The organism is Cupriavidus sp. MEYA8, from assembly GCF_059278825.1.
Genome location: NZ_JCAEMD010000003.1, coordinates 88,183 through 104,130, shown reverse-complemented (window position 1 = coordinate 104,130; position 15,948 = coordinate 88,183). Strand labels below are relative to the sequence as shown.

16 protein-coding genes and 2 pseudogenes are annotated in these 15,948 nt (G+C 61.5%); 2 read left to right on the top strand and 16 right to left on the bottom strand.

The window, feature by feature from the left end; all coding sequences use genetic code 11:
• Positions 1 to 124 precede the first annotated feature (124 nt).
• From AC5WJ1_RS28425 to AC5WJ1_RS28380, 10 genes and pseudogenes are all read right to left on the bottom strand, one after another.
• The gene (locus tag AC5WJ1_RS28425; RefSeq protein WP_494477291.1) at positions 125 to 607 is read right to left on the bottom strand and encodes a hypothetical protein; all 483 of its coding nucleotides are present in this window, start codon (positions 605 to 607) and stop codon (positions 125 to 127) included.
• A gap of 298 nt (positions 608 to 905) precedes the next feature.
• Positions 906 to 1,766, bottom strand: coding sequence for an ABC transporter permease (locus AC5WJ1_RS28420; RefSeq protein WP_494477290.1), 861 nt, complete (start codon positions 1,764 to 1,766; stop codon positions 906 to 908).
• Positions 1,759 to 2,943 (bottom strand): ABC transporter substrate-binding protein, encoded by a 1,185-nt coding sequence (locus AC5WJ1_RS28415; RefSeq protein ID WP_494477289.1) that lies wholly within the window; start codon positions 2,941 to 2,943, stop codon positions 1,759 to 1,761. Before AC5WJ1_RS28415 ends, AC5WJ1_RS28420 begins: the two co-directional genes overlap by 8 nt.
• 42 nt (positions 2,944 to 2,985) lie before the next feature.
• Positions 2,986 to 3,900 carry an ABC transporter ATP-binding protein gene (locus AC5WJ1_RS28410; protein WP_494477288.1) on the bottom strand — a complete coding sequence of 305 codons (915 nt, stop codon included), beginning with the start codon at positions 3,898 to 3,900 and terminating at the stop codon, positions 2,986 to 2,988.
• Positions 3,897 to 5,081, bottom strand: a complete 1,185-nt coding sequence (locus tag AC5WJ1_RS28405; RefSeq protein ID WP_494477287.1) for an acyl-CoA dehydrogenase family protein — start codon at positions 5,079 to 5,081, stop codon at positions 3,897 to 3,899. The genes AC5WJ1_RS28410 and AC5WJ1_RS28405 overlap by 4 nt, the downstream gene beginning before the upstream one ends.
• Positions 5,078 to 5,644, bottom strand: a complete 567-nt coding sequence (locus tag AC5WJ1_RS28400; protein ID WP_494477286.1) for a carboxymuconolactone decarboxylase family protein — start codon at positions 5,642 to 5,644, stop codon at positions 5,078 to 5,080. Before AC5WJ1_RS28400 ends, AC5WJ1_RS28405 begins: the two co-directional genes overlap by 4 nt.
• Positions 5,645 to 5,821: 177 nt before the next feature.
• Positions 5,822 to 6,886 carry an AraC family transcriptional regulator gene (locus tag AC5WJ1_RS28395; protein ID WP_494477388.1) on the bottom strand — a complete coding sequence of 355 codons (1,065 nt, stop codon included), beginning with the start codon at positions 6,884 to 6,886 and terminating at the stop codon, positions 5,822 to 5,824.
• Positions 6,887 to 7,176: 290 nt separating this feature from the next.
• Positions 7,177 to 7,829 (bottom strand): annotated as a pseudogene (locus AC5WJ1_RS28390) (IS6 family transposase).
• A 466-nt stretch (positions 7,830 to 8,295) separates the two neighbouring features.
• A complete protein-coding gene (locus tag AC5WJ1_RS28385; RefSeq protein ID WP_494477285.1) occupies positions 8,296 to 9,312 on the bottom strand; it encodes an IS110 family RNA-guided transposase in 1,017 nt (338 codons plus the stop codon).
• A 199-nt stretch (positions 9,313 to 9,511) separates the two neighbouring features.
• The gene (locus AC5WJ1_RS28380; protein ID WP_494477410.1) at positions 9,512 to 9,688 is read right to left on the bottom strand and encodes a hypothetical protein; all 177 of its coding nucleotides are present in this window, start codon (positions 9,686 to 9,688) and stop codon (positions 9,512 to 9,514) included.
• On the opposite strand from AC5WJ1_RS28380, the gene AC5WJ1_RS28375 reads away from it, so the two are divergent.
• Complete coding sequence (locus AC5WJ1_RS28375) at positions 9,614 to 9,844, top strand: hypothetical protein (protein WP_494477387.1); 231 nt, start codon at positions 9,614 to 9,616, stop codon at positions 9,842 to 9,844. The genes AC5WJ1_RS28380 and AC5WJ1_RS28375 overlap by 75 nt on opposite strands.
• Before the next feature lie 10 nt (positions 9,845 to 9,854).
• On the opposite strand, the gene AC5WJ1_RS28370 is transcribed toward AC5WJ1_RS28375, so the two are convergent.
• On the bottom strand, positions 9,855 to 10,562 hold the full coding sequence (locus AC5WJ1_RS28370) for a response regulator transcription factor (protein ID WP_494477284.1): 708 nt from the start codon (positions 10,560 to 10,562) through the stop codon (positions 9,855 to 9,857).
• A gap of 26 nt (positions 10,563 to 10,588) precedes the next feature.
• On the opposite strand from AC5WJ1_RS28370, the pseudogene AC5WJ1_RS28365 reads away from it, so the two are divergent.
• Positions 10,589 to 10,771 (top strand): annotated as a pseudogene (locus AC5WJ1_RS28365) (IS6 family transposase); the annotation flags it as partial.
• A gap of 67 nt (positions 10,772 to 10,838) precedes the next feature.
• Here the strand turns inward: AC5WJ1_RS28365 and AC5WJ1_RS28360 are convergent.
• From AC5WJ1_RS28360 to AC5WJ1_RS28340, 5 genes are all read right to left on the bottom strand, one after another.
• A complete protein-coding gene (locus tag AC5WJ1_RS28360; RefSeq protein WP_494477283.1) occupies positions 10,839 to 11,303 on the bottom strand; it encodes a PaaI family thioesterase in 465 nt (154 codons plus the stop codon).
• A 101-nt stretch (positions 11,304 to 11,404) separates the two neighbouring features.
• Entirely contained in the window at positions 11,405 to 12,388 is a 984-nt protein-coding gene (locus AC5WJ1_RS28355) for a Bug family tripartite tricarboxylate transporter substrate binding protein (RefSeq protein ID WP_494477282.1), read from the bottom strand.
• Between the two features lie 103 nt (positions 12,389 to 12,491).
• Entirely contained in the window at positions 12,492 to 13,256 is a 765-nt protein-coding gene (locus AC5WJ1_RS28350; protein WP_022540126.1) for an SDR family NAD(P)-dependent oxidoreductase, read from the bottom strand.
• A 154-nt stretch (positions 13,257 to 13,410) separates the two neighbouring features.
• Complete coding sequence (locus AC5WJ1_RS28345; RefSeq protein ID WP_494477281.1) at positions 13,411 to 14,577, bottom strand: acyl-CoA dehydrogenase family protein; 1,167 nt, start codon at positions 14,575 to 14,577, stop codon at positions 13,411 to 13,413.
• Positions 14,578 to 14,750: 173 nt separating this feature from the next.
• Positions 14,751 to 15,863, bottom strand: coding sequence for a CaiB/BaiF CoA transferase family protein (locus tag AC5WJ1_RS28340; RefSeq protein WP_494477280.1), 1,113 nt, complete (start codon positions 15,861 to 15,863; stop codon positions 14,751 to 14,753).
• Between the last annotated feature and the right edge of the window lie 85 nt (positions 15,864 to 15,948).

The following is a 15,948-nucleotide window of genomic DNA, read 5'->3' as shown; positions in this document are numbered from 1 at the left end:
GCAACGACGCGGGTTTCTCGAACTCAAGATCGAAGAACTGGTCGTTGCCCACACGTGCCGAGTTCGACTTCGGCCAATTCAACTTGAGGCTTACTGCGACAAAACCTGTCTTCAGATGTTCTGGTCAGACGGCCTGCTTGAGCGCATCGCAGTCATCCATCTCTGCCTTCAGAGCGACGGTCCGCGCCAGGTCCAGAAGTTCAGCGCTTGGCAACCGCTCGGTGTACCGGCGCAGCGCTTCAAGGCATGTGCGACAAGCATCGATATCGGCCTGCGTGAGGGCATCGCCCTCAGCAAGCGTGGCACAGGGCCGCTGTAGCGGCGCCACGCCAGCGCAGATTCCGGGCGCGCGTATTCCGGCAATCACAAAGATTTCGGTCCACAAGTCGATCATCTCGTCAACCGCGATCGACTGGCCAGCCTCGAAGTAGTGCGTCCGTATCTTGCCCTCATTATTGACGTCGAAGGCTTTCCCGGTTTCCAGCCGGGCAAGAATGAGTTCCATTGGCGCAAACTTGCTCAGTTTCCACGGTTGGAGGCGCATGCCGGCGGCAGGTTCGTATCCGCGCGGCCGATAAGCCTTGCGGGGCTTCTTCGACTTAGCCATCGGCTCTACTTCGGTCGAGTCAGTTCGCACAAGGCCGTTGACTGCATAGCTGGGCCTCCCAGCCTGTGAGTTCGCGCCGCTGCGGCCCATAGCGGTGCGTCGAGGTGTGCAGCGTTTCCAACTTCCCACTGAAAGCACCTACATGAGCGCAATCCTCCGGGGCATCAAAGTCCTCGACCTGATGTGCCCGGCGCGGTCTGGCAGACTCGAACCGGGCGCTTTCCATAGATTTCCTGCGAGCTACTTCCCGGCTCTTTCAGCTTTTTCCTGCCAGGGTCGATGACGATGTGGGCACCACTCACTCATCGGCTATCGCGCCGCTAAAGCGACGGTAGATGAAGCGTGCCGCCCAGTCGAGTGCGAAGCCGAGCACGCCGATGACGAGAATGACGGCCGTGAGTTCCGAATAGGCCAACCGGTCGCGAGTGTCGAGAATCAAATAGCCCAGTCCGGCGTTCACGCCCAGCATTTCTGCCGGTACCAACACGATCCAAAGAATGCCGATGGCAAGACGTACGCCCGTCAGCACATGAGCGGCAATACCCGGCACATACACGTGCCAGAGCATTTCCCAGCGGGTGGCTGCGAGGCTCTCCCCCAACTGCACCCAGCGCCGGTCGATTTGCGTAACGCCTGAGGCGGTGCTCATCACCAGCGGCCACAGCGCCGCAAACGCCAGCAGAAAGTACACGGCAGGGTCACCAACGCCGAGCGACATCACCGCGATCGGCATCCACGACAACGGCGATATCATGCGCAGGAATTGCAGCGAAGGTGTGATCGTCGCATTGAGCCAGCGGATGCGTCCGATCAGAAAGCCGAGCGGCACACCCAGCACCAGCGCCCATGCGAGACCGAAACCGATGCGTCGAAAGCTCGCCAGAATATGCAGGCTCAGTTGCTCGTCTCGAAACAGATCGGGAAGCGCGGTCAGTGCTGCCGCCGGTGAGAACTGTGCGGCCAGCGAGCCCGGCGTGGTCAGCAGCGAGACGCTGAGCCACCAGATTGCGACAATGCCCGCCAGCCCCGCCAAACCGAGCCAAGCGCGGCGGCCGCTTGGCGCGGCGTTCGCGGCGCCCGCGCCATTCGGTGCCTGCACGTCCGACACACCGGACACGCCGGGTTCAGCGCTCGCCTTTGCGGACATTAGGTCAGACAACGATGACCTCCTGACGCGTAAAGCCATCCGGCAACCCGAAGGCCTTCATGCCGCCCGCAGCCGCAATGCTCTTCTTCACGAAGCGGTCGTCGACCAGATCGCGTGCGACAAATGCTGGGTCGAGCTTGGCAAGGAACTGGGTGTTGCCTTCCACCTGCGTCTTCTGCATATGGCGCACGAGAGCTTCGGTGTAGCTGGGGTACGGATACGGTTGGAAGTCGACGCGATTCACGTGCCAGTTGGCATGCACGATCGCCTTGTCAGCCAAATAGCGGCCTTCTTCCGCCGCGGCCGGGGCCAGCACGCGCTGCAGTACCTGGAACGGATGCGGCGTGTAGCGATTCTCCCCTTCCTTCGAGAGCAACATGGCAGCGTCTTTCGGATGTGCACGTGTCCATGCCTGCGCCTTCACGATCGCGTCGACGACCTTCTGCGTCCACTCGGGGCGCGCGCTCAAATCGCGCTCATGCATCGTGACCACGCAGCACGCATGGTTCTTCCATACGTCGCCGGTAAAGCGCAGCACCTTGCCGACCTTGAGGTTCTCAGCTGCGGCGTTAAACGGCTCCGCCACGATATAACCGGCAATCTGCTTGGCAGCAAGCGCCGGCGGCATGTCCGACGGGGCCATCACGATCAGATTGACTTCATTGGCTGCAAGGGCGCCCGACTTCTTGAGCACCGGCGTCAAACCGTTTGTCGCCAGCACGCTTTGCAGAACCACGTTATGAATCGAATACCAGAACGGCACGGCAACCGTCTTGCCGCCAAGGTCGCTCACTTTGTTGATGTCGTTCGTCACAGTGATGGCACTGCCGTTGACGTGGTTCCATGCCACGACCTTCGCCTGCGCCTGACTGCCGTAACGCGCCCAGACCGTCATCGGCGAGAGCAGGTGAACGACGTTGACCTGCCCCGAGAGAAACGACTCGATCAACTGCGCCCAGCTGCGCAGCAGTGTCGGCTTCTCCGCCTTGATACCCGCCTGCTCGAAGTACCCGTTGTTGTGCGCGACGAGCAACGGTGTGGCATCGGTCAAAGGCAGATAGCCGATGCGCAACGGTGCATCGGGCTCGGCAGCCGCGCGTGCTGCGGCCGAGGCCAGCAGCGGTGCAGCACCTGCCACGGTCATCATCGAAGCAAGTTTGAGCCATTCACGGCGGGAAATTTGGCACATGAAGTAGAGATCCCCGTAGGTCTGGTCGGTGTGGTTGGATGTTTACCGCGCGTGAGGTGCAGTGTCTGACACGTCTGCCGCATGCGTCGTGTCGCGGGACATCGCGCGTTGCAGCGCTTGCAGGATTTCGATGCGCAGCGCGCTCAGCGCCTCCACCTGGGTGTCACGCGGCGCGGGAATGTCGACGCGCCATTGCGCGAGCGTACGGCCATGATTGCCGAGCAGCACGATGCGGTCGGAGACGAGCAGCGCTTCGTCGATATCATGCGTGACCAGCACGGTTGCCGCGCCGGTATCGCGCACGACGGTGCCTAACAAGCGCTGCATGTCGGCGCGCGTGACTTCATCGAGTGCACCAAACGGCTCGTCAAGCAGCAACGCACGCGGTTGACGCGCAAGGCAGCGCGCAAGCGCAACGCGCTGCGCCATGCCCCCCGAGAGCTCGCGCGGGTGCAGATGATGCGCATGGGCAAGGCCAACTTCTGTGAGTGCCGCATCGATGCGCTCACGACGGGTATCGCGCGACAACTTGGGCTGGCGCGCAAATGTGAGGCCGAAGGCCACATTGCGTTCGACCGAGAGCCATGGTAGCAGGCAGGGGTCTTGAAATGCGAGCGCGATGTCGGGGCGGGGGCCGCTCAGAGGCGTTCCGTCGACATCGACGCTGCCGGCACTCGGCGGGAGCAGTCCGGCGGCAATGCGCAGCAGCGTCGACTTGCCGGAACCGCTCGGACCCAGTACGGAAACGAGTTCACCGGGAGCAACGCTCAGATCGACACCCCGCAGAATCTCTCGCGGCCCGTAGGCCAGTCCGATGTTGCGCAGCGTGAGGAAAGGCGAGACGTTTGCGGTTGCGGTTGCGGTCGCAAACGCAGTCACAGCGCGCGAGGCATCCTTGTGCGCCGGGGCGATGAACGTATCGGAATGCGCGCGTTGCGTCGCCGTGGGTTGGGTCATGACGCGGTTCCGGTACTGGATCTCGCGGGAGCTGCCGCGAGTTGCGCAGCCTCCGCCCGCTGGGCCGCCAGTTGATCCTTCAACTGCACGAGACTCGGGGTCACGATCGGCACAAAGGCCGCTTCGCGTTGGCGGCGAGCAACGCCTGACAGTCCGCGCAGATAGCCACGTCCGCCGCCCGTTTGCACTTCAAGTGTGGCGGCATCGTGAACAACGCGCGCCAAGGCGATGCGCAACTCGAACAGCTCTGCAGGGGCTGTGACGAACTCGCCCTGGGCGACGCCTGACTTCAGACGCGTGGCCAGCATATCGAGCTGGTCTGCGAGTGCGCCAACCTCGTCGGCCACTGCCCCGCGCGCAACCGGGCCACCGTCGTTCGTCCCGGCAAGACTGCGGCGCGCGAGGCCGAGTGACATACCGCATTGCAGTCCGAGGAACGCCGGTCGCACGCGCACAAGCCAGGTGGGTGCGTTGTCGGTAATGCGATCGTTGTCGTCCAGCGGCGTGCCGGACATTTGCAGCGCAGCCGTGTTGGTCCCGCGCAGGCCGATCAGGTCGAGATCGTCGCTACGCGTCACACCCGGTGCGTCGTGGGCAATGGCGAAGATCGACGGCGGGCCGCCTGTCTCGTGGTCGGCGGCGGCTGCCGCCACAAAGCTCTGCTTCCGCAGGTTGGTGATCCACGGCAAGCCGCCGCTCACATGCCACGCGGGCGCTGCGCCATCGCTGCTACGATCGGTCGCGCGAATTTGCAGCGGTTCGATTGCCGACAGAAATTTCATCGCGTTCGACAGCCCTGTCGCTCCGGCAAGTTTGCCCGTGAGCAGCGCCGGCAGCAAGCGCTCGCGCAGGCCGCGATTCGGGCTTTGCAGCAGGTACTCGATAAATGTACGCTGACCCCACAGCACGAACGCTGCTGCGAACGAGTGGTTCGCCACTTCCGCGATACTGTCGATGGCATCGTCGATCGTGCCACCAGCCCCGCCCAGTTCCGTGGGCACGCCAATGCGCAGCAGGCCGGCTCGCGCCAGTTGCGGCACGACGTCGGCGCTCAGCGTGGCATCGGTGTCCAGCGTTTCCGCATGGGCATCGAGCCACGTGGCAAGCGCAGGTGCCCGGGCCGCGAGGCCGTTGGGAGCTTCTTTGGCGACAGGGGTGGAGGGGCTGGCGTGCGTGCTCATTCCACTTGACCTTTCGGCTCCCAGCGATACGCGGCCAGTTGCGGATTCAGTTCGTTTTGCGAGAGATTGTTGGCGAAGTTGCACAGCGTCGCGAGCGATACGCCGAGCACCACTTCGAGGGCTGCCCTGTCGTCGAAGCCCGCCGCCTTGAATGCTGCGAATTCGGCGTCGGAGACTGCGCCGCGTGTGGCGATTACGGCGCGGGTGAAGACTGCAACGGCATCCAGCTTTGCGTCGGACAACGTCTGTTGATCGCGGATTTCATGGACCAGCGCTTCGGGAAGCTGAGCCTTCTTGAGTGCCACGGCCGTGTGGCCCGCCACGCAGAAGCCGCAGCCATGAATGCCTGCTGCCGTGATCTGCACGACCTCGCGCTCGGCAAGCGTCAGGCTCGCGCGGCCGTTGATCGCCCCCACCGTCAGGTAGGTCTCGAGTGCCGTCGGCGCATTGGCGAGCGAGGCCACCAGGTTCGGCAGGAAGCCATTCGCCGCAAGCGACTTTTCCAGAAACGGACGGCTCGCCTCGGGGGCGGTCTCAAGGGTATTCAATGGCAGTCGGCTCATATCGGGCTCCTCACAGTCGAGCTTCCATTGTGCAGAGGCGCAGCCAGGCACTCAATGCGCGCGCGTCTGGAAATCCTGCGGATTCGTCTCTCATACGACGGGCGACGGTGGCCGTGTTATGTCCGGGGATCCGCAACGCGGCGTTGTTCTTCACGTCCTCCACGTGAGGCGAGCGCGTCAATGTAACGCGTAATGCGTGACAGTTGCGTCGGAGGACGGCGGTGCCGAAAGAGTGGCCGCGCTGTTGTCCGGGCTCGCTTGGCGGCGCCACGCGCCCGGCTGCATGCCCGTCACTCGCTTGAAAGCCTGCGCGAACGCCGACTCGGACTGGTAGCCGACCTGTTCCGCAGTCTCCGACAACGACACGCCAGCGCGCAGCAGCGCCGCCGCCGTTTTCATACGCACAAGCGTCACGAATTGCGCCGGCGGTTGGCCGCCGATTTCGGCAAACTGCTTGCAGAATCGTGCGCGCGACATGTGCACGAATTCCGCCATGGTATCAGTCGTCCAGCGCTCGCCCGGCGACTCGATGATGGCGACCGCGAGTCGGCAGAATACGTCGCGTCGCATCAGGCGCCACATGCCCGGCGCGAAATTCTCGGCATACACGGCTTCGCGCAACGCATAGTAGAAAAGCAGGTCGGTCAGACGAGCCAGTAACGGCGATGGCGTCTCGCCCGGGCGGCGCGCTTCCGCTTGAATCAGCGCGAATACCTGTGTCAGCCCGTTATGCCGGCCACTGTCCCGTCGCGCAATGATCGGGTTCGGCAACATACCCAATACTAACGCGTCAAGATCAGTGCGGAATTCGAAGAACCCGCAGGCGAGGCCTACTGAGGGGGGGGTGGGGTATGCTTTGTTCGCTTGGTGTTCTTCGTACGTTTGGCGATCTCGCGAAGGCAATGCCGTCATCTGGCCCTCCCGCGCGGAAAAGTCCACCGGAGGTTTTGCATGCGAAGACAAACAATGACTGATGTCCGAGAGAAGGAACACCGCATCGCCCTTGTTCAACCTGATCGAACGCGACAGCTGCGCGCCATCCGCACCTAAGTGGAGATAGCACTCGCCATCCAACACCACATGGAAACTCGCCCGCTGATGCCCCGCCGTCGACGCCTGAAACACCCCGCAATATTCCCCCACATGGAATAACGTGCTCTTTAATTCAAGCCCCGCCAACAACCAATCCGCAACCGGATCAGGATGCGCAGGATGTTCCATCGATACCGGCTCTCGCGACATGACTTCCAACTCTTGACTCGTGCTGCCAAAACCCCTAGCAAAACGTTATGCTCCCAGCCCACATGCCAACCGACAACTATTTTTTGGTTGGATGCTTATGATTCGGAAGTCGATGTGGGAGGGCGCGGCGGTGGAAGGGCGACATTGCTTCATTTGCAACACCTCTCCCTACTCGCGCGGCGGCTCTGTCGCAATAAGCGAGCGAGGGCGGAACGAAGCCTTGGGGCGCTGTTGCCTTATGCAGCCAGGGAATAGAACTGCTGCGCAGCCGACGGATTGCTCCCTTCGTATCACTGCATTTGGCCTTTGGCGATCTTATGCATGAGCTCAATGCCGCCCAGCAAGATGCGGGCGCAGCGGAAGTCCTTGAAGCCAAACATTGGTCGAGTCTGGCGCTTAATGGCCCGATGGTCCTGCTCGACGATGTTGTTCAGGTACTTGACCTGGCGAATGGCGTTGGGCGTTTCCCGTTCGGCGTTGAGGTCGTGCAGCGCCGCCAGGTTGGCCGGGCTGCCGTCGATGGTCACCGTGTCAGGCTGGCCGTGCTGCGCGATGGCCTTCTCGAAAAACCGCCGCGCCGCAGCCTTGTCACGCTGGGCGCGCAGCAGGAAGTCGATGGTATGGCCCGCCTTGTCGACCGCCCGGTACAGATGTAGGTCTCGTCCATGCGCCAGCTTTTCCCCACCGGGCGCTTGCGAGAGCGAGTGTTCTTATTCAACGCCGGCAGCAACTTCAGCGCCCAGCGGTGTACGGTCGAATGGTCAACCGAGATGCCACGCTCGACCATCATCTCCTCGAGATGACGCAGGCTCAGCGGATAGGCGACATACCACCGCACGCAGGTCAGCATCACCTCCAGCGGGTAGTGCAGACGCTTCAATACCTTCCCAACTTCCGAGTTCAAGACCGCTGCCAACACTTGCTGAAATCGACACCGGCCCATTCTACCGGAGGCTTATTGCGACACCCATTAGTCGGCCGAAGTCAAGGCGCAAATCTTCCCCATCGCCGGATTGGCATGATGATGATCATTTTCATCGTCATGCCAATCCGGCGAAATTCCTTCCGTTATCCTGTCGCAGGCTGCCTGCAGGGCCAGCGGTATCGCATCCGTTTTCTCGCGCCTGGTTGCGAACCGGATCGCACCAGACACCCATCGGGATCAAGCGATCGGCGATGAATTGTCGATCGCCCTGGCGGCGGTGCCGCCCCAGAGAAACGTTGGTGCCAGACAAGGTCCAATGGGTTTCAGAACCGTGGCTGTTGCCTGCGCAACGCCAGTCAAGCGTGGCTCATTGTCTAGGCGACCCGGTTATCTGCAAACAGGAAGCGGGGCAAAGGGAAGACCCAATCAGAGCCATGGCTTTTCACCAGTCGCAATACCGGGCTCGTTCCCCTTGCACCGCCTTTTAGCCAAAGCAGCGGGTTACGTCAAATGGCTTGTGCTCCCGAAGCATGTGATAGCAGGCGCGCGCCAGCTTGTGCGCCAGCGCCTTGATCGCGACAATCCCGTTACGTGCACGTTTCTTGCGCTCGTAAAAGCGCCTGGCTTCCGGGCACGAGCGCATGGCGAAGTTCGCCGCCTCGACAAATGCCCACGCCAGATACTTGTTGCCGTTCTTTGTATTGCCTTCGCCTTTCTTCCTGCTATTGCTTTCGCGCCGGCTGTCCACACAGCGGCAGTACGAACTGAAATCACCAACCTCGGTGAAACGCGAGATGGTTCCGGTTTCCAGCATGATCGTGGTTGCCAGAACCGGACCAATGCCGGGCACCGACTTCAGCAACACGTAGTCGGGTTGCAGTTTCACCCGCTCCATGAGTCGATTCTCGAGGATTTCGATCTGCTCCTGCAAGGTTTGCATCACCGCCAGATTGGCCTGCATCGCGAGTGCCACATCCGGTGCAAAGCCGAATTCGCTGACCTGTGTCTGGTCCAGACGCTTGACCCGTTCACCCCGCATCTGCCCACCAGTGTGGCGTGAGAACAGGTTCTCGATCGCGAGGATCTGGGCCGTTCGACACTGCACCAGTTGCATGCGCTTGCGCGAGAGATCGCGCACCGGACGTTCTTCTGCTGGATAAAGGTAGCCTTCTGGCAATAGCCCCAGACGCAGCAGTTGTGCGAGATGGGCAGCATCCGCGAAGTCCCCACTATATTTCAACCCCTCGTACTGCTTGATCGCTGCGGGGTTCGCCAGATGCACTTGGTAGCCATCTTTTATCAGGCCATCAACCAGCCAGTACCAATTAAACGTGGCTTCGATTACCACCCCCACCAGCTCGTCACGATGCGGCGCCAGGGCCGTCCGGATCTGGACCGGATCGTTTGGTAACCGCCGCTGGTAGATAACCCGGTCAGCTTCATCGCTGACCACAACCACACTGTTGTTCGAGTGCAGGTCGATTCCACTAAACTTGTTCATGCCGGCCTCCTGTGCGTCACGTCAGTTCGCAACTCGACTCTACGCCAGCCGTTCGACCCGAACGGAGGAGAGGCCGGCTATATGATTATCAGAGCCCGGGAGGCGTCCACATAAGCGGCTCGAAGAGCGAAGCGGTGCGATGGGGAGAAGTGGTGAAGAAGAAGGGGTGAGGCTGGAGTAGATGAGGGCGGCGTGGTTGTCAGGCGAATGCACGCCTGACTGTCGCGCTTCCGTTGCTGACATAAAGGGAAGCGCTTTGCTTCCCTTCTTCACCTTGTGCCTGCAGGCGACCATTCCCGCGGTGTGTGACGTAACCGCCGAGGCTATCCTGACCGAAATCGGCGTCGACATGACGCGCTTTCCCGATGCTGCCCATCTGATATCCTGGCCGGCCTTTGCCCACGTAACGACGAGAGCGCGGCAAGCGGCGCAGCACCCGCGTGCGCAAGAGCGGTGCATGGCTGAAGAGCACACTGGTCACCGCTGCATGGGCCGACATTCGTCCACCCTTGAATCTTCAAACTGGCTCTAAAAATTATAATTCAATAATTAATGACGTCCAGTCGATATCCGATCGTATAGATGCCCTTCAATAATACGCCGGTGTCTGGGCCAAGCTTGAGTTTGCGCCTGATCTTATAGATGTGTGTATCTAGCGTGCGAGAGCCGAGGCTCTCTATGCATTGTCCCCATACGCGGACCAATACCGTCTCTCTAGTTACAATGGAGCCGACATTCCTAAACAGCAATTCTACAATCTCATATTCTTTTGGTGAAAGCGTCACCTGCTCATTTTTTAGTAGTACTGTCTTCTCCGAGCAGTTGATCAGGTAGTCGCCCAACCTTATATTGCTTTCATATTCTGTTATAGCCTGATAACGCCGCACGACATTGCTGATCCTAGCGATTAGCTCTGATTCTTGCGGAGGCTTTGCAATATAGTGATCAGCCCCAGCCTCGAAGGCCTTTACAACATCGTGCTCCAAAGTGGAGTTTGTCAGCATTACTATCGGGAGACGATTACAGTTACGTCTGATCCAGTGAACTATCTCCAACCCATCAATATCCGGCAGGCGTCTGTCCAATAGGATCACGGAGGGTAGGCGTCGACGTAGCGCATATAGGGCCTTCGCCCCATCGTGAAAGACAACGACTGAGAACCGAGATCTTTGAAGAACAAATTTTAGGTAATTTGCTTGTTCTTCATCATCCTCAACGACATATATCAAAATGGATCTTTCTTCGGACATAATTGCGCGAACTTATTATTTATTTTATAAAACGTTTCGCTGACCCGAAGCGCACGCAGGCTTTGCTCTCCCACTCCGGTTCCGATCCGCCAGCACTTCGCCCTCAAGCGGCAGCTGCTGCGCGCTTCGCTTTACCGCGACACCTCGGCGCTCGCTTCTCGGCATGGCGCGAATTCACCGAACTCACCCAAGATCCGACTGCCGCATGAGGCGGAACTTCACCCCCCGTCCTATTGCGGCCAAAACTCGGCCAACGTTACAGTGCCCCTGATTGGGCTATACCCGCGGCGCAAACGCCGCAAAGATCGCGGTGGCCCGCACCAGGCAACGATCGCCCGCAAAAAGTCGGCACGTCCCGTAACGCAGGCGCGAGCCAAGCTTGTCGAACTCCACCCGTGCTTCGACCCAGTCGCCAAGGCGCGCCGAGTCCAGATAGTCCAGGCTCAGGTTCACTGTGACGGCGGTCGCTGACCGCCCCATTTCCAACAACATCATTGCGCCGATCGCTGTATCCGCGAGGGTCGCCAACATTCCGCCATGGGGCATACCAAGGGGGTTCAGGTGGCTTTCGTCGATACGCACCCCAAGCGTTCGACGCTCCTCGTGAACATAGAGCTCGCCAAAGTTTGCCATGTACCCGCCTCGCTTGCGAAAGGCGACAAAGCCTTCCGGCACGCCGGCATGTGTTTGCGGCGTATCAGCGCAAGAAGCTTCAGTCATAGAGATCTCAATTGCAGTCATGGTTTCATCCACAGAAGCGCGAACTGCGCCAGGCTACTCGCGGCAACTTGCAACCGGCGATTGACTTGCCCAGCGCTGCACTGCGCGCCGCTTCGATCAGCCTAGTCAAGACTCAGACTCGAATGACGGACGATCTGGCCCCAAAGTCGCTGCTCGCTATCGACGAAGGCGGCGAACTTTGCCTGCGGCTGTCCTCCCGGGAGGCTTCCCATCTCCCTGATCTTGGCCACGACTTCGGGATCGTGCATGGCCTTGATCAGGCTGTCCTGCAGCTTGGCGACAATGGCCGGCGAGGTCTTGGCCGAGACGAAGAATCCGGCCCAGCCCGTCACCACGAAGTCATTGACGCCTGCTTGCGCCATGGTTGGCACCTCCGGCAGGCTGGCAACGCGTTCGGCGCTGGTAACTGCCAGGGCACGCAGTTTCCCCGCGCGTATCTGTGGCAGCGCTTGCGTGAGGTTGTCGAACATGAAAGTGGTTTCACCGGACACCAGTGAGGTGGTGGCCGGAACCGAGCCGCGGTAAGGCACATGAATGGCCTTGGTGCCAGTGCGCATCCCAAACATTTCACCGCTCAGGTGCGTGGTTTGCCCGATGCCGGCGGAGGGGAAGCTAAGCTGCCCCGGCCGACTCTTCAGTTCCGCGATCAGGTCCGCGACCGTCCTGATCGAGGACTGCGCGTTGACCACCAGTACATTTGGGAACACGATCAGATCAGTGAGCGGAATAAAATCCGCGGGGCGATAGGGCAGTTGCTTATAGGCGCTGTAGTTGATGGCGTGGGAACCGGTATTGCCCGCCACCAGGGTGTAGCCGTCTGCCGGTGCCCGGAGCAGTGCCTGCACGCCGATAATGCCACCGCTTCCGGGGCGGTTGTCGATGATGACAGGCTGGCCCAGCAGGCCAGTGAGCTTCTGTGCCACGAGGCGGGCCGGAATGTCGATGGTGCCCCCCGGCGCCCCCGGAACGATGATGGTGATCGCCCGCTCCGGCCAGGCTGCCGCCGCCGGCGCCGTGACGGCGGCCGAGAATGTGGCCACCAGCGACAACCCAAGCGCCGCCTTGATCAATAGCTTGAAACGCATAGTTCTTCTCCTCCACGTAGTGGTGTGGTCGCCAGTGGGCCGGCCGGATCATTCCGGCTCTTGCAGCCCCACTGCGCGAACCTGTGTGCGCCCGGCGCGGTCTTTAGCGCGCGGCCATCCGGATGGCACCGTCAAGGCGAATGGTTTCGCCATTGATCATCGGATTTTCAAGGATGTGCAGCGCCGTCGAAGCAAACTCGTCCGGTTTGCCCAGGCGTGCCGGATGCGGAACGGAAGCGCTGAGCGCGGCGCGCACAGTCTCCGGCAAGCGATCCAGGATTGGGGTATCGAACACGCCCGGCGCGATGGTGCTGACGCGGATCAGGCGCTGGGCCAGGTCGCGCGCGGCCACCAGCGTCATGCCGACCACGCCGGCCTTGGCCGAAGCGTAGGGGATCTGGCCGATCTGACCCTCGTAGGCAGCCACCGAGGCGGTGAGCACGCAGGCACCGCGCTCACCGTCGACGGGTTCGTTCTTTGCCATGCGCGCCGCCGCCAGCCGCAGCGAGTTGAAGGTGCCGATCAGGTTGATCCGTACGATCGATTCGTATTTCTCGATCGATCCAGGTGTTCCGTCCTTCTCGACCAGCCGCACGGTACCGCCCAGTCCCGCGCAGTGGACCAGCGCGCGCAGCGGGCCAAGCGATTCGGCCGTGTCGTAGACGCGGCCCATCTGCTCCGTATCGCAGACGTCCGCCTGTACGAAGCGCGCCTTGTCGCCAAGTACCTGCATGGCGGCGGCGCCCCGCTCTGCCGACAGGTCGGCGATGACCACGGCGACGCCTCGTTCGAGCAAACGGCGGGCGGTGGCCAGTCCCAGGCCAGAGGCGCCCCCGGTAACCACGGCAGACATGTTTTCAAGCTTCATCTTGGTTCTCCTATCCTTCTTGGTGTAATCCATCCTGGATCGACTGTCGCGATCCGGGTCAACGCCGCGCAACGACTGCAGCGTTGGTCATGCGCCCAGGCGTGCGCAGCGGACTCCAGCCGCGGCGGCCAGCAGTAAGCGTTTGCGCGTCGATTCAGTACGATTTCGGCAGGCCCAGCACGCGCTCGGCAATAAAGCACATGATCAGCTGCGGGCTGACCGGCGCGATACGCGGGATATACGACTCGCGTAGCAATCGCTCGACCCGGTACTCGCGCGAGTAGCCCATGCCACCCAGCGTCAGGATGGCGGTCTGGCAAGCGTTGTGTCCCGCTTCCGCGGCCAGGTATTTGGCCGTGTTGGCCTCGGCGCCGCAAGGCTCGCCGGCGTCGTAGAGTGCGGCAGCCTTGAGCATCATGAGGTTGGCCGCCTCGAGCTGCATCCATGCCTGCGCCAGCGGATGCTGCACGCCCTGGTTCATACCGATCGGACGGCCGAACACGACGCGCTCCTTGGCATATTGCGTGGCGATGGCCAGCGCCGCGCGGCCCAGGCCGACAGCCTCGGATGCGATCAGGATGCGCTCCGGGTTAAGCCCGTGCAGGATGTACTCAAAGCCGCGCCCTTCCTCCCCAATGCGGTCTTCCTCGGGAATGAACAGGTCGTCGATGAACAGCATGTTGGTGTCGACGGCGGCGCGGCCCATCTTGTCGATCTCGCGGATCTCGATCTTGCTGCGGTCTACCTTGGTGTAGAACAACGACAGGCCATCGGTGGGCTTCTTCACCGATTCCAGTGTCTGCGTGCGCGCCAGCAGCAGCATGCGGTCCGCCACCTGCGCGGTGGAGATCCAGATCTTGCGGCCGCTCACCGAATAGCCGCCCGGCACCTTTTTGGCGAAGGTCTTTAGCTTGCTTGTGTCGAGCCCCGCATCGGGTTCGGTCACGCCAAAGCAAGCTTTCTCCTGGCCGGCGATCAGGGGCGGCAGGTAACGGCGCTTCTGTTCGTCGGTGGCGAACACCACCACCGGATTCAGGCCGAACACGTTCATGTGCACCGCCGAAGCGCCGGTCATGCCCGCGCCGGACTGCGAAATGGTCTGCGTCACCAGCGCGGCCTCCAGAATGCCAAGGCCGGCGCCGCCAAACGCTTCCGGCATGGCCACGCCCAGCCACCCGCCCTCGCACAGCGCCTTGTAGAACTCATGCGGATAGGTGCCGGACTTGTCGAGCCGGTCCCAGTACTCCATGTCGAACTGTGAGCAGACCGCCTGGACTGCCTCCACGATAGACTTCTGCTCTTCGGAAAATTGAAAGTTCATTTCTGATCCTTGCTCAGATTGAGGTTTGAGATCGTGAACGACGCCGTGCCCGCCCCTGGGATTCGATCAGGATGGCTGCACCGCTGGTTCGGGATGCCGATCAAAGGTGTTCCGACCCGGAATCCGAGTCGTTTGCCACGGGCGCTCGTGCCGAAATGGAAAATGAGTCAGTTTCAGGAGCGCCAGAGCCGAGCTTTTGCCGGGTCATCGAGTGCACTCTCTATCTCCACGGTATGCTGCCCGCGCGTTGGAATCGGACCGGGTGCCGCAGCTTTTCCATCGAAGCGCGGTGCCGGCCTTGCCTGAAGCTCGCCATCCTCCTCAAAGTAAATGCCGCGTGCTACGTTGTGCGGATGTCTGGCTGCCTCATCCGGACTGAGCACGGGGGCAAAGCAGACATCGGTACCTTCCAGCAACGCACACCATTCGGCGCGGGTCTTGCTGGCAAAGATCCCGGTCAGGTGGCTGTGTAATTCGGGCCACTGCTGGCGGTCCCACTGCGAGCTGTAGCGCGGATCGGCGGCGAGGCCGAGATGCTCCAGGAGCAATGCGTAGAACTGGGGCTCAATAGCGCCAACGGTGATGTAGCCACCGTCGGCGCAACGATAGGTTGAATAAAAGTGCGAGCTGTCATGTATGCTGGCACCCCGCTCACCGCTGATGAAGCCCTTGCGACGTGCGCCCAGGAGCAACTGGAGCATATGGGCTGAGCCGTCAACGATCGCCGCGTCTACTACGGTGCCCTTCCCGGTTCTGCGCGCATTCAGGACGCCGGACAGAATCCCCACCGCAAGATAGAGCGCGCCACCGCCGACGTCACCGATAACGGTGAAGGGGGACGAAGGTGGTTCCGCTGCGGTGCCGGCGTAGTGCAGCGCACCGGATAGCGAGATGTAGTTGTTGTCATGCCCCGCAACCTGGGCCAGGGGCCCGGTCTGGCCCCAGCCGGTCATGCGGCCGAAGACCAGCCGTGGATTGCGCGCCATGCACACATCCGGGCCAAGGCCCAGGCGCTCCATGACGCCGGGCCGCATGCCCTCGATCAGCACATCGGCATCCTCGATCAGCCGCAAGACAATGTCGCGGCCCTCCGGGGTCTTCAGGTCTGCGACGATCGAGCGCTTGCCACGGTTCAACAGCTGGCTATCGGCTTCCGATTGGCCTTGCGTTGTATTTGTTGGGCGCTCGACCGCAATAACGTCTGCGCCGAGATCGGCCAGGTGCATGGCACAGAATGGCCCTGGCCCGATCCCGCAGATCTCCACAATTTTTAATCCCGACAGCATTCCTTACCCCCTCCAACAAGCTTCGGCGTGACGCGCCCTCAGCCGTCTGCAATGACAGCCGCCGCCGATCCCACCTAACCGACGG

Excerpts from the sequence above, each read along its gene's own strand:
- AC5WJ1_RS28415 (WP_494477289.1), bottom strand. The coding sequence starts at position 2,943 with ATGTGCCAAATTTCCCGCCGTGAATGGCTCAAACTTGCTTCGATGATG.
- AC5WJ1_RS28380 (WP_494477410.1), bottom strand. The coding sequence starts at position 9,688 with ATGGGCAGCATCGGGAAAGCGCGTCATGTCGACGCCGATTTCGGTCAG.
- AC5WJ1_RS28370 (WP_494477284.1), bottom strand. The coding sequence starts at position 10,562 with ATGTCCGAAGAAAGATCCATTTTGATATATGTCGTTGAGGATGATGAA.
- AC5WJ1_RS28355 (WP_494477282.1), bottom strand. The coding sequence starts at position 12,388 with ATGCGTTTCAAGCTATTGATCAAGGCGGCGCTTGGGTTGTCGCTGGTG.
- AC5WJ1_RS28385 (WP_494477285.1), bottom strand. The coding sequence starts at position 9,312 with ATGAACAAGTTTAGTGGAATCGACCTGCACTCGAACAACAGTGTGGTT.
- AC5WJ1_RS28350 (WP_022540126.1), bottom strand. The coding sequence starts at position 13,256 with ATGAAGCTTGAAAACATGTCTGCCGTGGTTACCGGGGGCGCCTCTGGC.
- AC5WJ1_RS28405 (WP_494477287.1), bottom strand. The coding sequence starts at position 5,081 with ATGAGCACGCACGCCAGCCCCTCCACCCCTGTCGCCAAAGAAGCTCCC.
- AC5WJ1_RS28400 (WP_494477286.1), bottom strand. The coding sequence starts at position 5,644 with ATGAGCCGACTGCCATTGAATACCCTTGAGACCGCCCCCGAGGCGAGC.
- AC5WJ1_RS28395 (WP_494477388.1), bottom strand. The coding sequence starts at position 6,886 with ATGTCGCGAGAGCCGGTATCGATGGAACATCCTGCGCATCCTGATCCG.
- AC5WJ1_RS28345 (WP_494477281.1), bottom strand. The coding sequence starts at position 14,577 with ATGAACTTTCAATTTTCCGAAGAGCAGAAGTCTATCGTGGAGGCAGTC.
- AC5WJ1_RS28360 (WP_494477283.1), bottom strand. The coding sequence starts at position 11,303 with ATGACTGCAATTGAGATCTCTATGACTGAAGCTTCTTGCGCTGATACG.
- AC5WJ1_RS28425 (WP_494477291.1), bottom strand. The coding sequence starts at position 607 with ATGGCTAAGTCGAAGAAGCCCCGCAAGGCTTATCGGCCGCGCGGATAC.
- AC5WJ1_RS28340 (WP_494477280.1), bottom strand. The coding sequence starts at position 15,863 with ATGCTGTCGGGATTAAAAATTGTGGAGATCTGCGGGATCGGGCCAGGG.
- AC5WJ1_RS28410 (WP_494477288.1), bottom strand. The coding sequence starts at position 3,900 with ATGACCCAACCCACGGCGACGCAACGCGCGCATTCCGATACGTTCATC.